We start from the raw sequence: 18,287 nt of genomic DNA, 5'->3' as shown, positions 1-18,287 counted from the left end.
ATCTACCCCCGATACATAAAGTCCAGTTTAAAAATCACTGTCTAGATATTCTAAATATTTCTTTATATTTTTTTCAGTTTTATTTTCTTGTGGTATGTAATAGATACTATCTTTTATGCTATCTGGTAAATACTGTTGCTTTACATAATGATTTTTAAAGTTATGAGGATATTTGTATCCACAACCCCTACCTATATCTTTAGAACCAGAATAATGAGCATCTTTTATACTATTTGGTATGTCCTTAACAAACTCTTTATCTAATTCCTCCATAGCTTTCATTATTGCCATACATGCAGAATTAGATTTTGGAGATGTAGCTAAAAGAATAGTAGCTTCTGCCAATGGTATTTTTGCTTCTGGAAATCCAAGTTGCATAGCCGAATCTACACATGCCTTTACAATCATAATAGCATTTGGATAAGCTAGACCTATATCTTCACTAGCTATTACTAAAAGTCTTCTACATATACTTATCAAATCTCCACCTTTTATAAGTCTTGCTAGATAATGTATAGACGCTTGTGGGTCACTTCCCCTTATAGATTTTTGGAATGCACTTAAAATGTCATAATGACTATCACCATTTTTATCATAATTTATAATCTTATTAAATGTAGATGACTTTATTACATCTGAATCTATGTGAGTTATATTATCTTTATTTGGTTTGGTTGAATAAACTACCATTTCCAAAATATTCAAAGCTCTTCTCATATCTCCATCAGAAAGAATAGCTATATCTTCAATCGCATCCTTATTACATTCAATATCCATATAACTATCTTCATTTAATACTTCAATAGCTCTTTCCAAACCTTTTTCTATATCAAACTTCTCTAAAGGTTTAAACTCAAACACAGTAGACCTGCTTAAAAGAGCTTTATACACATAATGATATGGATTTTCTGTGGTACTAGCAATTAAGGTTATACTTCCATTTTCCATAAATTCTAATATTGATTGTTGTTGTTTTTTATTAAAACTTTGTATTTCATCTATATATAACAAAACTCCATTTATATTATTTATACTTCCAAGTTCTGATATCACCTTTTTTATATCTTCTAGAGATGAATTCGTAGCATTTATTTTGTAGAAATTTTTATTGCTTTTTTCTGCTATTATTTCTGCTACTGTGGTTTTTCCAACACCTGGAGGACCAAAAAATATCATATTTGGCAAAAAATTAGATTGCAATATCTTAGACAATATTTTGCCATTACCTATTATATGACTTTGACCTATTACATCATTCATTGTTTTTGGTCTTATTCTATCTGCTAAAGGCATATCCTCACTCCTTTTTTGATTAAAATACTTACTCTATAATTATTTCAATAATTCGTCTAAAAAAGGTATCTATTTGAAATAGATACCTTTTCTAATCTCAACCTATAAAATATAGATTATTGATTGTTTTTTAATTTTTTCAATTCATCTGTAAGTTTATCATTAAGTATTCTTATATGAGTACCTTTCATACCTAATGATCTTGATTCTATCACACCTGCACTCTCAAATTTTCTAAGTGCATTTACTATTACTGATCTAGTTATACCAACTCTATCAGCTATCTTACTTGCAACAAGTAAACCTTCTTTACCATCTAACTCAGCAAAAATATGCTCAACTGCTTCAAGTTCGGAGTAGGACAGAGTGCCTATTGCCATTTGAACCACAGCTTTCTTTCTCATTTCTTCTTCTAATTCTTCGCCTATCGCTCTTAATATTTCTAGACCAACAACAGTTGCACTATATTCAGCTATTACTAAATCATCATCATTAAATGAAGCTGAATATCTCGAAAGTACTAATGTTCCTAGTCTTTGACCACTACCTAAAATTGGTACTACTGTGGTATATTTTTGTAATCTTCCATGTTCTTCTGGGAAAATTTCTAATATCTTTTCACCATTTAAATTTTCTAATGTCTCATCAATCTTTAACACATTTTGAGTATATTCATCTGAAAATTTCTTTTGTTTAGTATACTCATCTTCTATAACTGAACTGTCTTGAGCATCATTTAAATGAAGACCTAGTACTTTACCTTTTGCACTTACTACATAAACATTAGAATTTAAAACATCTCCTAATGCTCCGGCCAGTAAATCAAAAGAGACACTACTTCCACCACTTGTTTGTAATGTTTTATTTATTTTCCTTGTTTTTTGTAACACTTCACTTGCCATTTAATCATCTCCTCATGAAATTTAGGCCTTTTAATAACCTTTTATATTTTCTAATATTATTTTCATTTATAACGAAAATTTATTTTTTATATTAGTTGTTTACACTTGAAAGATTATCATAGATTGGAACCTTTTTCAAGAGAATTATGTGATTTTTTTCAATTTTCACTCTTTTCCGTCATTATGCTCTTTTGACTCTTTGTTACATTCTTTATTAGAACATACTGTTTTTGTTTCAGATTTAGTCACTTTTTCAACCATATATGAACCACACTTCTCACAGAACTCTCCTGTTGGCTTATTCCAAGCTACAAAGTCACAGTTTGGATAATTAGAACATCCATAAAAAGCTTTACCTCTTTTGGATTTTCTAAGTATAATATCTCCTTCTTCACATTTTGGACATTTAACACCAATTTTATTCATAATTGGTCTAGTTGTTTTACAATCAGGATAGTTTTTACAAGCCATAAACTTTCCAAATCTACCATATTTTATAACCATATTAGAACCACAATTTTCACATATTTCATCAGTTTCTTCATCCATATTTATTTTTTCTATATTTTCAAGTGCTTCTTCTATAGCTTCTTTAAGTGGAGCATACGATTCAGATACAATCTCTTTCCAATCTGTATTCCCTTCTTCTATAACATCAAGTTTACTTTCCATATCAGCAGTAAAATCTACATCTATAAATTTATGAAAATTATTTTCTAAAATATCAGTAACTATTATTCCAAGTTCTGTTGGACATAGGCTTGTTCCTTGCTTTTCAACATATTCTCTATTTAATATAGTAGCTATTGTTGGAGCATACGTACTTGGTCTACCTATACCTAGTTCCTCTAGTGTTTTTACTAGACTAGCCTCTGTATATCTTGCTGGTGGTTGTGTAAAGTGTTGGTCTGGTAATATATTTTCTATATTTAATATATCTCCCTTGTCTATACTTGGTAAAATTTTATCTTCTCTTTCTGAAAAATTGTATACTTTAGTATAACCATCAAACTTCATTTTTGAACCAGTTGCTTTAAACACAAGGTCTCCTATTTTACATTCTACATTTAATATATCGAATACTGAATCCTCCATTTGACTAGCCACAAATCTTCTCCAAATTAAATTATATAACTTGTACTGGTCTTTGCTCAGTGAAGCTTTTATACTATCTGGTGTTCTGTCAACAGAAGTTGGTCTTATTGCCTCATGTGCATCTTGGACTTTTTTAGTATCTTTTTTTTCTTTTTTATCACTATTATTTTTATAGTAATTTTCTCCTAAATTACTTACTATATAACCTTTAGCCTTTTCTCTTGCTTCATCAGATATTCTCTTAGAGTCAGTTCTTATATAAGATATAAGACCGACAGTACCTTCACCTTCTATGTCTATACCTTCATATAATTCTTGTGCTATCATCATTGTCTTTTTAGTAGTGAAAAATAGCTTATTTGCCCCTTCTTGTTGAAGCATACTTGTTGTAAATGGTTTTGGAGCTGATTTACGTCTTGATTTAGATTCTATCTTCTCAACTTTTAAATCTTTTCCTTCCATTTCTTTTAATATTTCATTTACAGCTTCTTCATTTTCTAATTCAATTTTTTCATCATTCTTACCATAAAATTTTAAAGTTATATCTTTGTCTTTTGCTGTCTTTGCTTCAACATCTATTGTCCAATATTCTTTTGGAATAAATGCTTTTATTTCTTTTTCTCTATCACAAATTAATTTTGTTGTAACAGATTGCACTCTACCTGCACTAAGACCTTTTCTAACCTTTTGCCACAATATAGGGCTTATCTGATAACCTAGAAGTCTGTCTAATACTCTTCTTGCTTGTTGTGCGTCAACTAAGTTTATATCAATATTTCTAGGATGCTTAATTGCTTTTTTAATTGCATCCTTAGTTATTTCATTAAACTCTATTCTACAATCTTCAGATTCATCTAAATTTAGTATATGAGCTAAATGCCATGATATAGCTTCACCCTCTCTATCAGGGTCAGTTGCTAGATAGACTTGTTTAGACTTCTTAGCTTCTTTTTTTAATTCTTTTATTACATCGCCTTTACCTCTTATGTTTATATATTGAGGTTCAAAATTATTTTCTATATCTACACCTAATTTACTTTTAGGCAAATCTCTGACATGACCAACTGATGCTTTCACTGTGTAATGACTTTTTCCTAAAAATTTTTCTATGGTCTTAGCTTTTGCAGGCGATTCTACGATGACTAATGTTTTGGCCATAAAACCACACACCCCCACTACCTAATCTTAATTTATACATTCAAACTGTACGTTTTATTATTCATTTCTACTACTAACTCATTTAGTACTAATTCATTGATTATTGAATTTACATACTTTATTTCTATACCAGTATAATCACAAATACTATCTATATGCAAGTTTCCTTCTCTTTTTATAGCCTCAATTATTTGCTTAGACTTGGCATTTAAACTTATATTATCATATTTTTGATTTATTTTTTTATCAATAATATTAAATATGTTATATTCATTCAAAATATCATCTATATTTTCAATTAATTTTGCACCTTCTTTTATAATTTTATGACAACCTCTACTCATTTGAGAATTTATATTACCAGGTATTGCGAAAACATTTTTTCCATGTTCAAGAGCAAAATCCACTGTGATTAATGCACCACTTCTCATTGCTGCCTCTACAACCACTACTCCATCACTTAATCCGCTAATAATTCTATTCCTATTAGAAAAATGATAAGGTGCTACTGTTGAGTTAATATTATACTCTGATAATAATAATCCCCCATTTTCTAATATTTTATTTGATAAATATAAATTTTGTTTTGGAAGAGGATTGTCTACTCCTGAGCCAAGCACTGCTATAGTTTTAGATTTTCCATTCATACAACCTATATGTGAGTATGCATCTATTCCTATAGCTAATCCACTTACTATATTAACCCCATACTGGGATAGTTGACAACTAATTGTTTTTGCACAATTAATTCCATAAGCTGTAGGTTTTCTTGAACCTACCATAGCTATATTAAAATTATCATTAACTAGACCTATATCACCTTTATAAAATAATAATTTTGGAGCATTGTATATATTTTTTAATTTCTCAGGATATTCTTTATCATATTGACAAATATATTTAATTGTTTTTTTATAAAGAAGTTCTTTTATATTTTCTAAATAAGCGTGACCTCTATATTTTACTATATTTTTTCTAATATTCAAGCTTATATTTTTTAAATTATATATTTCTTTTTCAGAAAAATCAAATATATCCTCAATATTTACTACTTCATTTTCTATTATTTCAATTGTTTTTGTTGTTATTCCACTAATTGATTTTAACCATAAATAGATATCTCTTTTTTCCATAAAATCCACCTCAAAAACTTATTTAAAATAACTATAATAAGCCTTTCTAAATGAAAAAGCTTCTATAATACATTGCGAATTTATTGTTTCCATCTCTTCCAAATCCGCTATTGTTCTTGCCATTTTTAAAAGTTTTGTATAACTTCTACTACTGAGATTATATTTATTAAATATTGTCTCAGCTGTTTTTGAAGCTTCTTTTTCCAATTTACAATATTTTAATAAATTAGAAGCTTTAATTTCACTATTATTTTTTATATTATCTTTCTTAAATCTATTTATTTGTATTTTTCTAGCATTTTCTACTCTTCTCTTTATTTTTTGAGAACTTTCTTCTTGTTTTGAAGAATTAAAATCAACATATTTTATAGAGTTAACTTCTACGAAAATATCAAACCTATCTAATAATGGACCTGATATTTTATTTATGTATTTATCAATTTCATTACTCCTACATCTACATTCTATGTCTGACATATAATAACCACAAGGACATGGATTCATAGCTGCAATTAATAATACCCTACAAGGATACTTTGTACTATATTTCACTCTAGATATATTTACATAGCCATCTTCTATGGGTTGCCTTAAAGTCTCAAGTATTTTTCTATCAAATTCAGCTATTTCGTCTAAAAATAATATCCCTCTATGTGCTAAAGCAACTTCTCCAGGCCTTGCATCTATTCCACCACCAATTAAGGATTGCTTTGTAGTTGTGTGATGAGGTGCCCTAAAAGGTCTATTATCAATTATTCCTTTAGTTTCATCTATCATTCCTAATATGCTATAGACTTTACTTACTTCTATCATTTCTTCTATACTTATATCTGGTAAGATTGTCCTTATCCTTTTTGCAATCATAGTTTTTCCTGAACCTGGAGGTCCAATCATAAATATATTATGATTACCAGCTGCTGCAATTTCTGCACTTCTCTTTACAAAGTAGTTTCCTCTTACATCTTTAAAATCTTCATCATATTTACTCTCTTTTATACTATGAACTTTTGTATGTTTATAATCTTTATAGGTGTCATATCTTTCTAATTCATCATTCAAAAAAGACATTATCCCTTCTTTATCGACTTTTATTTCTTCATTTAAAAATTCAATACATTCATTTAAACTTTTAACAGGTATTATATCAATTTCATCTATAAATAAACTTTCTCTTGTATTCTCAATTGGTATAAAGATACGTTTTATATTTTGATTTTTCGCCCCTATAATAATGGGTAATATACCTCTTACTTTTCTTATTTTTCCATCTAATGACAACTCTCCTATAAACATACTTTCTTTTATGTAATTTTCGTCTTTTTTTATTAATCCTCTTAAAAGACCTATACTTATAGATAAATCTAAAAAAGCTCCTTCTTTTTTTATATCTGCTGGGGATAAATTTACAACTATTCTTGTATTTGGAAATTTATATCCACTATTAAGAATTGCTGATTTCACTCTTTCTCTTGCCTCTTTAATTTCTTTACTTGGCAGACCAACAATATTAAAACTAGGTATACCATTACTTATATCAACTTCAACCTTTACCAAAAAACTATCTATTCCTACTAAATTACTTGAATTAATAATACTTAACATTTTTAATCCTTTCAAAAAACTTTATATTTTTTAAAAAGCATTCATTATATGATTTACTCTCTTTTCCAATAAATAGACCTCTATAATATCAAACCTTATTGGAGTATTATGTAAATTTTTTTTCATAATATAGTACTTTGCAACCTCAATTATCTTTTTTCTCTTTTTGAAACCTACAGATTCGCAAGGATATCCATACTTTATATTGGACCTTGATTTCACCTCCACAAATACAATCTCATTACCTATATTTGCAATTATATCGACCTCTCCTGTCTTCAATCTGTAGTTTTTTTCTAATATCTTTGCTCCTTTTGATAGCAAATAATTAACTGCTATTTCTTCTCCAAAATCACCTTTTTCTTTATTATTCATTATTCACTCCAATACATTAAATTTTTACTTTTAAATTATTGTCAGTATACAATTTAACTATTCAATCTTTCGAGATTGATTTTATTTCCATTAACATTAATAAATACTTCTATTGACTTTATTCTTTTATGATATTATGCTAGTTTTCATAAGGAAAGTTTATTTTTATGGAGGAATGTCTTTAATGAACAGAAAAAAATTATTTATTTTTATACGATATTTATCTCTATCTATATTACTTGTAAGTTGTTTGAGTAATTCTGAAAATACATTGTATCCAGTTATAACAATGATTATATTGTTTCTAATAATAAATAATCAAGTTAGATTTTTTTCTTTATCAAATGAGAATAAATTTATACTTATTTCTTATTTTTTAGAGCTTATTTTAATTTTTATATTATGTTCACATACAAATACTTTTAATTCACTTTACTTTGTTTCTTTAATTTTGGATGCCTCATTTTTAATAAAGAAAAAATATAAATACATATTATTCTCTTTAGTTATAATATCTTCTTTTATTATTGGTTTAGATAAAAATTTATATTTAGCACTAGAATCAAGTTCCATATTACTAATTATAACTCTACTTTCTATGTATCTAGAAAACGAGAATTTATCTAAATTATACAATCAAAGTCTTTATGATAAACTCAGAGTTTCTAAAGATGAACTAAAAAAAGCTAATGCTGATTTAGAGATTTATGCAAGTTCTATAGAGGAATTAGCAATTTTGAAAGAAAGAAACCGTATATCTAGAGAAATACATGATAGTGTTGGACATTCTCTTTCTACAACGATAATCCAATTAAATGCTATAGAAAAACTCTTAAAAGACAAACCTCTCATTTCTGATTTAGTACATGAACTTAGAGAATTTGTAACTGAAAGTTTTCAAGACGTAAGAAAAGCTATATCTGAACTAAAACCTGTTGAATATGAAAATTACCAAAATTTAATTAAAATCAAAGAACTGGTTGAAAGCTTTATTAAGCTTACAAATATCAATGTCAGATTAACTATATCAAAAAATACTTGGAACCTATCTAGAAATCAATCTATCACTTTATATAGACTTGTTCAGGAATCGCTTTCCAACGCATCAAGACATGGAAAAGCAACTGAAATCAGAATCTTTATAACATTTAATACTTCAAATCTTATAATTACTATAAGTGATAATGGTCTAGGGTGTAACAATATAAAAAAAGGAAATGGACTTAGCAGTATTAGTGAAAGAATATATGAATTAAATGGCAAAGTTGAATTTGATAATTCTAACACTGGGTTCACAATTAGAGCGTCTTTTCCTAAATTTTCAGGGGGTGATTTTTTTGAATAAAATCAAAGTTCTTATAGTAGATGATGAAAAATTAATTAGAAAAGGTCTTAAGATTATTTTATCATCTTATGACGATTTAGAAATTGTAGGAGATGCTTCAAATGGATATGAAGCATTAGAGTTTTGTAAAACAAATGATGTAGACATGGTTCTTATGGATATTCGAATGAAGGTTTGTGATGGAGTTCTAGGCACAAGACTTATAAAAGAATATGATAGCTCTATAGCATTATTAATTTTGACAACCTTTAATGATGATGAGTACATAAAAGATGCTATGAAATTTGGAGCTTCAGGATATCTTTTAAAGGATAGCTCGGATGAAGTATTACATGAAGGGATTCGTTCCTCGTTTTTTGGCAATATTGTACTCGATAAAAGTGTAGCTGAAAAAATTATGTCACCTGAAAAAACTATAGAACAAGAACATATTTCTGATATATATAATTTAACAGAAAAAGAAATATCCATAATTAGATTAATCGCAAATGGACTTAACAACAAAGAAATCAGCCAAGAATTATTCTTATCTGAAGGTACAATAAAGAATAATATTACTAATATCTTAGGTAAATTAGAACTCCGTGATAGGACTCAACTAGTTATATTTGCCTTCAAAAATAAAATTGTAATATAAATATATAGGTAAGAAATCTATACCCTAAAAAATTTCTTACTCACAAACTCATTTATAATAAATAAAAATATAAAGTGACTTAAGTCACTTTTTTTAGTGACTTATAGTAATAGAATTATGATTCATAATTCTTTATTATAGTATTATAGATTTTTAACTTATACAAAATTATTTTGGGAGGGATTATTATGGATATAGTCAGAGTAAATAATATAACAAAAAGATTTAATGATAAATTAGCACTTGATAATATCAGCTTTTCTGTTAAAGAAGGAGAGATATTTGGACTTATTGGACCAAATGGGGCTGGTAAATCTACACTTATAAATATAATTACAAATCTTATGTTACCAAATAGTGGCGACATCCAAATCAATGGTTTAGATTTGTCAAAAGATTATATAAAAGCAAAGTCTATAATAGGATTAGTTCCACAAGAATTAGCACTTATAGAAACCCTTACTCCTTTTGATAACTTAGAGTACTTTGGAGCTTACTATGGATTAAAGGGAAAATTGCTTCAAGAGAGAATAACTGAAGCCTTAGAAGTCACAGGACTTACTGATGTTAAAAAGAAAAAAGTCAAAAAATTATCTGGTGGTATGCAGAGGAGATTAAACATTGGAATAGCACTTTTAAATCATCCTAAAATATTAATATTGGATGAACCAACTGTAGGTGTTGACCCTCAATCGAGAAATCATATTTTCAATTTTATAAAAAATATATCTGAAAAACAAAAAACTACAGTAATATATACTTCTCATTACATGGAAGAAGTTGAGCATCTTTGTTCTAAGATTTTTATTATGGATGAAGGGAAAGAGATTGCTTTTGGAGATAATGATTATTTAAAATCATTAGTATCTACAAATACAAAATTAATTATGGAAATAAAAAATATAAATGCTCAACTTATATTTGATTTAAAAAATACTAAAGGTGTTATATCTATCTTAGAAAATAATTCATTATTAGAATTAGATATAGACAAAAAATTACAACTTACAGATGTGTTATCTGTTGTTGACAAAAACAATTCAAAAATAACAAGAATATCTTATGAAGAACCTAGTCTAGAAGACGTGTTTTTAAATCTAACAGGAAAAAATTTAAGGGATTAATGGAGGTGATTTTATGAAATTATACATTAGTGTAAAAACTATGCTAAAAGGTTTAAAAAGCTCCTTTATACTTAATTTAATATACTTCTTAGCCTTACCTCTAGTTTTAGCTGGCTTTCTTGGGATGGTGACAGAAAGTATGTTTCAAAATCCTATAAAAACAGATTTGACATCAATTGTTATATATGACAAAGATAATACAAAGCTATCAAGTAATTTGACAGGATATTTAAAAAATGATTTATCTTCTATATTAACAGTTCAAAAAGATGATTCTAAGGCAGACTTAAAACTTACTATACCTAAAGGATATGAGAATAATTTATTAAATGAAAAATCAAATACTCTAAGTATAGAAAAACTTAAATCTAGTGATAATATTGCAATATTACTTCAAGATATTTTAGATACTTATCATGAAAAATTATATTTGAATAATTCTCAAAAATTAAGTTCAGAAGATTTCTCAAAATTATTTAATAAGAATTCTATTGATGCTTCTATAATAAAAAATAATGTTAAACAAAATTCTTATGAGTACTTTGCTTTAGTTTCTCTTGGATTCCTTGTAATAATTTTTATAATGAATAATATTTTATCAAATTATATAAATGAGTCAAAAGGACTTTCAAAAAGACTCTACTCTATGCCTGTAACTAGAGTACAATTCTTAATTTATGATTTTGTAGGTTTATGGATTTACTCATTTATATTCTTATTATTATATGTTTTATTTTTTAGAATACTTGGTATAACATTCAAAGGTAACTTTGCTATATTAACTTTACTTTGTGCTTTATCTTCTTGTTTTATGACTTCAATATCTACTTTTGTAACCGCCTTTTTTAGCAAGAAATATGGTACAGTTATAGTTTATGCATTACTCTTCTTGCAAACAGTTTTTGGAGGTATCTTCAGCATGGTAAATGATGTATTTACTAAGTTTACAAGTTTATCTCCTACTTATTTAATAGGAACATTGTTCAGTAATTATGAAATGTTTAAAACTATAGACTCAATAGGAAGTTTAATTTTCATATGCCTAATTGCATCTACAGTATTGATTGCACTTTCTATTATAAAAGAAAAATATAAGTGGAGGGAGGTTTAATAATGATTAGATTAATTATTGCAAACATAAAAAGATATATAAAAAATCATACTCTTTTAGTTAATATGGTCTTGTTTCCTGTTATATTAGTATTTTCTCTTAACTTTTTTACTGGCAGCTCAGAAAATCAATCAGTGTACTTTTCTCCAGTAGCAATTGTATCTAATTCTTCTGGAAAATACGAACATAAGTTAATAGATAGTTCTAAATTAAAAGAAAACTCATTTGGACTTGACGAACAAGACAAAGCTATGAATCTATTAAAAAACAATAAAGTTTCTGCTGTCTTCATTTTAGATAAAAATTTTTCAAGCAATATAGATAACTTAAAACGACCTGTGGTTAAATGTTTTAAAACTGAAAATGGTGGAGGTAGTCTTTGGGCAGAATCACAAATAGAATCTTTTATTACTAATTCATTAAAATTAAAAATAGATGGAAATATAGATGATAAATTGACCAAGACAAATATAATTGATAACAGTCCAGATAAGAATAAAAATTCGTTTTTAATAGTTTTCTTAATATGTTATTTTATGTACATTAACGCAGCACATCTAGCTTCTGATTTATTTGCATTAAAAAAATCTAATACCTTAAAAAGACTTGTCTCTACAAAACATAATGATATAAAAATAATTTTCAGTATATTTTTAGGGTTATTTTTTACTCAAGCAATTGTATACACCTTAACTTTAGTATGTTTCACATTTACAAGAGATTTTAAGTTAACTCTAAATACATTGATGATTGTACTATCAAATAGTTTTGTTGCTACTGGATTCGTATTTTGGATAGCTAGAGTGTTTAAAAACGAGAGTTCTATAAGTCTTATATCTACATTTTATTCTTTAATAGGTTTAGCTATATCCATATCTAGCATGATACCATCACTTGATAAATTGTCCTTTATGGCTAATCTTTCAAAGCTTACACCATTTTATTGGACTATAGATGCTATTAATAATAATGGTAATATATTAATAAATATAATTGTTCTAATTCTTATTGGAATGGTATTTGTAACAGCTGGAAGTCTTAAATTAAGAGATTTTGCTAGAAATTAATACTTATTAAATCTAGTTAGTGTGTTATTTTATACAATACTAACTAGATATCTTAATATATTAAATCATCTTATCTTATATTTTTATATCTAATTATATATATCTATTATTCTAAACTTTTTATTATATATCATTTAATTTGACCTGTCAAGTATTTTATGATATAATATTAATTATTAGATAATTAAAGCATTGTACCCAAATTGCAATATCTAAAATTCAGTTTGGAGGTATAACCATATGTATGAAATCGGTGAAAGTGTAATGTATCCAAAAGAAGGAGCCTGCTATATAAGTGGTCTTGTAACAAAGGATGTAAATCATCATATACAAAAATACTATGAATTGACTGTTATTTACAATAGTAATCTTAAAATTTTGATTCCTGTTTTAAATGCTGATAAGATTGGTATACGTCCAGTTATGGATGAAAATGAAGTTGATAACTTTATACAATCCCTTGATAAAGCAGATTGTTTATGGGTTCTTGATAGAAAAAAACGACTTAAACTATACCAGGATAAATTTCACTCAGGAGATGTTTTCGAGATTGTAAAATTAATTAAGATGCTTATGATACAAGATAATTCAAAACAACTATGTAGCACAGATAAAGATTTTCTAAATAAGGCTCAAAGATTTGCTTTGTCAGAATTGGCTGCGGCACAATGCAAATCCTACACAATTGTATTAGAAGAAATGAAAAACCATATACTAAATTCAAAAAATAACAATTAAATTAGTTTTATATACTAGTTTAATTGTTTAGTTATTCATATGATTACTCTATTCTTCCAAATCTTTTAATCTAAAATTGATAAAGATAGATTAATTAGATAGACATCTTTATTTAAATAAAAAGTCTAGGGGTAAATCATATTCTTGATTTTCCTCTAGACTTAGTAGTAAAACTTACTCTTTCTCAAGTTCTTTTTTCTCTTCTAATAAAACACTTAACTCATTTGCTTCTAAAATTTGTGCCTCTGCAATATCAAGTAACTCTTGTTGCCATTCCACACATTTATCTTTGTAATCAAAAGGTAGCGTTCTGTCAACTATGTACTTATCAATACAGCTCTCCGCACTTTTAATTATTTCTTTTCTTTCATTAATAAATTTTTCTAATTCTACTAAGGCTTCTTCATAAGCTTTTTTACTCATATAAATTCCCCCTTTGTACAATTATTCTACATTAAAATGATTTTTCCTCTTTTTTGTATAAAATTTTATTTGTATATAACTTTTCCATCAATATCTTTTATAGTTTGACATCCAGTTAATATCATAGAGCTACTTAGTTCTGATTGAAGCTTATTTATGTAAGTTTCTACACCATCAGTTGCTCCACCAAATGAAGCTGTCACAAAAGGTCTTCCTATTAATACTGCATCTGCTCCTAGACCTATCATCTTTAATACATCTAATCCTGTTCTAACTCCACCATCTGCAAGTATTGTAACTTTACCTTTAACAGCATCAGCAATTCTTGGTAGAACTTCACATGCTCCTGGTGTACAATCTAGTACTCTTCCTCCATGATTTGATACAACTATAGCATCTACACCTGCTTCAACTGCCATTAATGCATCTTCAACAGTCATTATTCCTTTCAATATAAATGGTAGCTTAGTAGCGTTTACCAATTCTTTTATTTGTTCAACATTTTTAGGAAGTACTGGTTTTCCATGTAGTGATAAAGTTACTAAACCACAAGCATCTATATCAACTCCAACTGCAAATGCACCAGCTTCTTCAGCTAATCTTATCTTTTTTATGATATTTTCATTATCCCAAGGCTTAATAAATACAATTCCAGCACCATTATACTTTTTAACTACATCCAAATTTTCCATTAAAAAAGCATCTACTGCTGTATCTCCAACCATTGCATAAATCCCACTATTAGCACATCCTGCAACTACTGGTTCTATGTAATCTCTTTCATTAATCTTTCCACCCATATTCAATGTAGTTCCTGTTACTGGAGCTGCAAATATAGGTGAACTCATTTTTTTTCCAAACATATCTATAGATGTATCAGGATTTGAGACATCATGTATTACTCTCATATTCACTTTTACTTTTTCTAAACTCTTACTATTTTCTATAAAAGAAGAACCACTTCCTTTACCTCCCATACCAGGAACTTCCCCTGCACAAACAACTCCATTACAAACTTTACAAACTTTACAACTTCCATTTAAATTTTCTCTAGCATTTTTTAATAATTCATTATACTCCATCTTTAATCCCCCATTTATTATAGTAATTTATATCATATACATTATATCATATTGTATTTACAGTATATTTTTCAAAAAACTTTTCCTATGTATAGGAGTTATTCCATGTTTTTCAATAGCTTCATAGTGTTCCTTAGTCCCATACCCTTTATGAGATTTAAAACCATATTCTGGATATACTCTATCATATTGATACATTATACTATCTCTAGTAACCTTAGCTAATATACTTGCTGCTGCTATTGATATAGATTTTGAATCTCCTTTTACAATTGGATTTTGAGCTATATCAATTCCTGGTATTGTCGCTGCATCAACCAATAGATAATCAGGTGCTTGTTTTAAACAATTTATAGCTTTTTTCATTGCCATATATGTAGCATTCAATATGTTAAATTCGTCTATTTCTTCATTATTTACGATACCTATTCCATAGTCTAATGCTTCTTTTTTTATTACTTCAAAAAGTTCATCTCTTTTTGCTTCACTTAGTTTTTTAGAATCATTTACACCTTCTATTTTTGTGTCTTTTTTAAATACTACTACAGAGGCTACAACAGGTCCAGCAAGTGGCCCTCTTCCTGCTTCATCAATTCCTCCAATATATAAATAACCTTTATTATAACCTTCATTTTCAAATATATTTATGGTTTCTAATCTTTCTTCTTCTCTTCTAATATTATCTAATTTTTTAGCTAGTTTTATAGCTAAACTTTGAACAGATTTTCTGTCATCGACTCTCAGTAGTTCTATATATTGCATATATTTTTCTACTTCTAAAGTCTCAATTATTTCTTTAATCTCCCTCACGCTTTTATTCTGCATACAATTACCTCATCTTTCATTTGTAAAAATATAAGTTTTAATATATTAAATTTTTGCTAACGCAAAGTTTAATTGCATCCACTATATCCACATTTTAAGCATATACTACAACCACCTGTGTGTGCAATTCCTTCACTTCCACACTCTGGACACACAAATTTCTCATCTTCTTCAAAATTTTTATTTACTATTTTTTTGGATTCTTCATCTTTATTATCTTTTTCTTTTTTATTATTTTTATAACATTCTTTTTTATTATCTTCTTTTTTATTATTTTCTTTATTGTTTTCTTCCTTTTTTTCATTTATTAAAATTCCACTCCTTTTGCATCCATCTCTAAATATTGTCACACCTTTAAGACCAGCCTCCCATGCCTTAATATATATATTGAAAACATCTTCAATTGTAGTTTCAAAAGGTATATTTATTGTAGATGATATAGAAGCATCAATATACTTTTGCCATACTTTTTGCATGTTTATCCTTTCTTCATATCCTATATTCATAGCAGTTACAAAAAAATCTGGTAAACACTCTTCATCCGTAATACCTTTTTTATCCATATATTCTTTAACAATTGGAGTATATACTTTATAATATACATCTTCATCATGCAAACTCTCAGTTTTTCTTATATATGAAAGATTAAATATTGGCTCTATTCCCCCACTAATTCCTATCATTGTAGATATAGAACCTGTAGGAGGTATAGTTAATAGTTGTGAGTTTCTAAGCCCATATTTTTTAACCATTTCCTTAGTATCGTCATTTAAATTTTCTATAAAAAACTCCGATTTAGAGATATTTTCATATTTATATTCACTAAAAGTTCCATATTCCTTAGCAATTAATGCTGATTGCTTTACAGCTTCATTCAGCATAGTCTTACCAATCAAATCACACAATTCTAAAGATTTATCAGAACCATATCTTATTCCCATTTTTATAAGCATGTCAGCTATACCCATTACACCTAGACCTATCTGTCTATATTTATGTACACTATCCCTTTGCTCTTGTAATGGATGTAAGTTTAATCCTTCATCTAACACATCATTTAAAGCTACTACAGCTTCTCTAACGCAAGATTTTAATTTATTAATATCAAAGGTAGCATGTTCACCAAATGGCTGTATTACAAACTCTGACAAGTTTATTGAACCAAGGAGACAACTTCCTCCACTTGGAAGTGGCTCTTCTGCACAAGGATTTACTCCTGAAAAGCAAAAACTTTTGTCTTCACTCATGAAATTATATGTTCTTATTTTGTCCCAAAATAAAATACCCGGTTCTGCATAATCCCAGTTATTTTTCACAAATTTAGTAAATAAATCATATGCATTTACTATCTTGACTATTTTTTCTCCAGTAGTTTCAACTTCAAAAGTACAGTTATAAAGTTTCTTTTCTTTTACAGCTTGCATAAATTCATCTGTTACTCTTACAGAAATATTTGCTTTAGTAACTTTCTCTAAGTCTGTTTTTATATCTATAAACTCTTCTATCTCTGGATGGTTTACATCCATAGAAATCATAAGAGCTCCTCTTCTTCCTCTTTGACCAATCAAACCAGTTGTCATGCTGTAAAGTTCCATAAATGAAACTGCTCCAGTTGTGTGTTTTGCAGCATTATTCACTTTTGCTCCTTTTGGTCTTAACTTCGAAATATCAATTCCAACTCCTCCACCATAGCTAAATGTTCTAGCAAGTTTTTTTGCAGTATCGAAAATATCTTCTATACTATCTTTTGGTGGCTCTATTACATAGCAATTAGAATATGTTACTTTTTTACCTTCTTTCTGCAGACCTCTATTTGCTAAAATTCTTCCAGCAAATAGAAATTTTTTTTGTCTTATTAATTTTGAGATTCTTGGACTGTTATTTGAGATTCTCTTTATCCATTCATCAAAACTCTCACCATTATTTCTATACTTGTTTTTCCATATTGATTTTTGTAATTCATCAAACTCCCACGCTTTAGTTCTTATTTCAGAACGTCTTTCTCTATATAATATGTAGTGTTTTGCTATATCTTTCCTATTTGATTCCATAAGCAATACTTCAACTATATCTTGTATTTCCTCTACAGATAAACACTTTTCCATAGAGTTATAGTCTTTATCTATTTTTCTTGATATATCATACGCTAAATCTCTATCCACTCCACCTTCACTATTTATACTAGCCTTATAGACAGCATCTTCAATTTTACTTTTACTAAAAAGTTCTTTTGTACCATCTCTTTTTATTATGTACTTCATCTTTAGACCTCCAATAAATTAGTATTAAATTAATACACCTATTAACTATAATTCTAAACAAACTTTTTTATATGTTTGTATTTTTTCAGATTAATTATCTAGCATAATATATATTA

General features: G+C 27.7%; 16 protein-coding genes. 6 read left to right on the top strand and 10 right to left on the bottom strand.

From position 1 onward, the window contains the following. Positions 1-27: 27 nt before the first annotated feature. The 6 genes from Q3287_RS04900 to Q3287_RS04875 all read right to left on the bottom strand — a co-directional run bounded on the left by Q3287_RS04900 (position 28) and on the right by Q3287_RS04875 (position 7,558). Positions 28-1,293: a replication-associated recombination protein A gene (locus tag Q3287_RS04900; protein ID WP_054269771.1), complete on the bottom strand. Its 1,266-nt coding sequence runs from the start codon at positions 1,291-1,293 to the stop codon at positions 28-30. Between the two features lie 116 nt (positions 1,294-1,409). Beyond that, positions 1,410-2,195 carry a GTP-sensing pleiotropic transcriptional regulator CodY gene (codY, locus tag Q3287_RS04895; protein ID WP_021384027.1) on the bottom strand — a complete coding sequence of 262 codons (786 nt, stop codon included), beginning with the start codon at positions 2,193-2,195 and terminating at the stop codon, positions 1,410-1,412. A gap of 165 nt (positions 2,196-2,360) precedes the next feature. Next, positions 2,361-4,448, bottom strand: coding sequence for a type I DNA topoisomerase (gene topA / locus Q3287_RS04890; protein ID WP_407963601.1), 2,088 nt, complete (start codon positions 4,446-4,448; stop codon positions 2,361-2,363). Between the two features lie 32 nt (positions 4,449-4,480). Further along, complete coding sequence (gene dprA / locus Q3287_RS04885; RefSeq protein ID WP_054276294.1) at positions 4,481-5,581, bottom strand: DNA-processing protein DprA; 1,101 nt, start codon at positions 5,579-5,581, stop codon at positions 4,481-4,483. 18 nt (positions 5,582-5,599) lie between these two features. Continuing rightward, positions 5,600-7,183 (bottom strand): YifB family Mg chelatase-like AAA ATPase, encoded by a 1,584-nt coding sequence (locus Q3287_RS04880; protein ID WP_407963600.1) that lies wholly within the window; start codon positions 7,181-7,183, stop codon positions 5,600-5,602. A 30-nt stretch (positions 7,184-7,213) separates the two neighbouring features. Next, positions 7,214-7,558, bottom strand: coding sequence for a YraN family protein (locus tag Q3287_RS04875; RefSeq protein ID WP_054269767.1), 345 nt, complete (start codon positions 7,556-7,558; stop codon positions 7,214-7,216). Between the two features lie 184 nt (positions 7,559-7,742). Between Q3287_RS04875 and Q3287_RS04870 the strand changes: the two genes are divergently transcribed. From Q3287_RS04870 to Q3287_RS04845, 6 genes are all read left to right on the top strand, one after another. Beyond that, positions 7,743-8,903 carry a sensor histidine kinase gene (locus tag Q3287_RS04870; protein ID WP_054269766.1) on the top strand — a complete coding sequence of 387 codons (1,161 nt, stop codon included), beginning with the start codon at positions 7,743-7,745 and terminating at the stop codon, positions 8,901-8,903. Further along, positions 8,896-9,540 carry a response regulator gene (locus tag Q3287_RS04865; RefSeq protein ID WP_407963599.1) on the top strand — a complete coding sequence of 215 codons (645 nt, stop codon included), beginning with the start codon at positions 8,896-8,898 and terminating at the stop codon, positions 9,538-9,540. The genes Q3287_RS04870 and Q3287_RS04865 overlap by 8 nt, the downstream gene beginning before the upstream one ends. Before the next feature lie 188 nt (positions 9,541-9,728). Continuing rightward, positions 9,729-10,664: an ATP-binding cassette domain-containing protein gene (locus Q3287_RS04860; RefSeq protein ID WP_407963598.1), complete on the top strand. Its 936-nt coding sequence runs from the start codon at positions 9,729-9,731 to the stop codon at positions 10,662-10,664. Between the two features lie 13 nt (positions 10,665-10,677). After that, positions 10,678-11,775, top strand: a complete 1,098-nt coding sequence (locus Q3287_RS04855; RefSeq protein ID WP_407963597.1) for an ABC transporter permease — start codon at positions 10,678-10,680, stop codon at positions 11,773-11,775. Positions 11,776-11,777: 2 nt separating this feature from the next. Further along, positions 11,778-12,842, top strand: a complete 1,065-nt coding sequence (locus Q3287_RS04850; RefSeq protein WP_407963596.1) for an ABC transporter permease — start codon at positions 11,778-11,780, stop codon at positions 12,840-12,842. Positions 12,843-13,082: 240 nt separating this feature from the next. Next, entirely contained in the window at positions 13,083-13,580 is a 498-nt protein-coding gene (locus Q3287_RS04845) for a CarD family transcriptional regulator (protein ID WP_054269761.1), read from the top strand. 174 nt (positions 13,581-13,754) lie between these two features. Here the strand turns inward: Q3287_RS04845 and Q3287_RS04840 are convergent, their stop codons facing one another. The 4 genes from Q3287_RS04840 to Q3287_RS04825 form a co-directional block, all read right to left on the bottom strand. Further along, positions 13,755-14,003: a hypothetical protein gene (locus Q3287_RS04840; RefSeq protein WP_054269760.1), complete on the bottom strand. Its 249-nt coding sequence runs from the start codon at positions 14,001-14,003 to the stop codon at positions 13,755-13,757. 65 nt (positions 14,004-14,068) lie between these two features. Beyond that, complete coding sequence (locus tag Q3287_RS04835) at positions 14,069-15,085, bottom strand: alpha-hydroxy-acid oxidizing protein (protein WP_054269759.1); 1,017 nt, start codon at positions 15,083-15,085, stop codon at positions 14,069-14,071. Positions 15,086-15,142: 57 nt separating this feature from the next. After that, on the bottom strand, positions 15,143-15,910 hold the full coding sequence (locus Q3287_RS04830) for a ribonuclease HII (RefSeq protein WP_054269758.1): 768 nt from the start codon (positions 15,908-15,910) through the stop codon (positions 15,143-15,145). A 68-nt stretch (positions 15,911-15,978) separates the two neighbouring features. Next, on the bottom strand, positions 15,979-18,171 hold the full coding sequence (locus Q3287_RS04825) for an adenosylcobalamin-dependent ribonucleoside-diphosphate reductase (protein WP_054276285.1): 2,193 nt from the start codon (positions 18,169-18,171) through the stop codon (positions 15,979-15,981). Between the last annotated feature and the right edge of the window lie 116 nt (positions 18,172-18,287).

It is taken from the genome of Clostridioides sp. GD02404, from assembly GCF_045898275.1.
GTDB lineage: Bacteria > Bacillota > Clostridia > Peptostreptococcales > Peptostreptococcaceae > Clostridioides > Clostridioides difficile_A.
The sequence above is the reverse complement of the archived record's forward strand: the minus strand, read 5'-3'. Positions and strand labels throughout refer to the sequence as shown.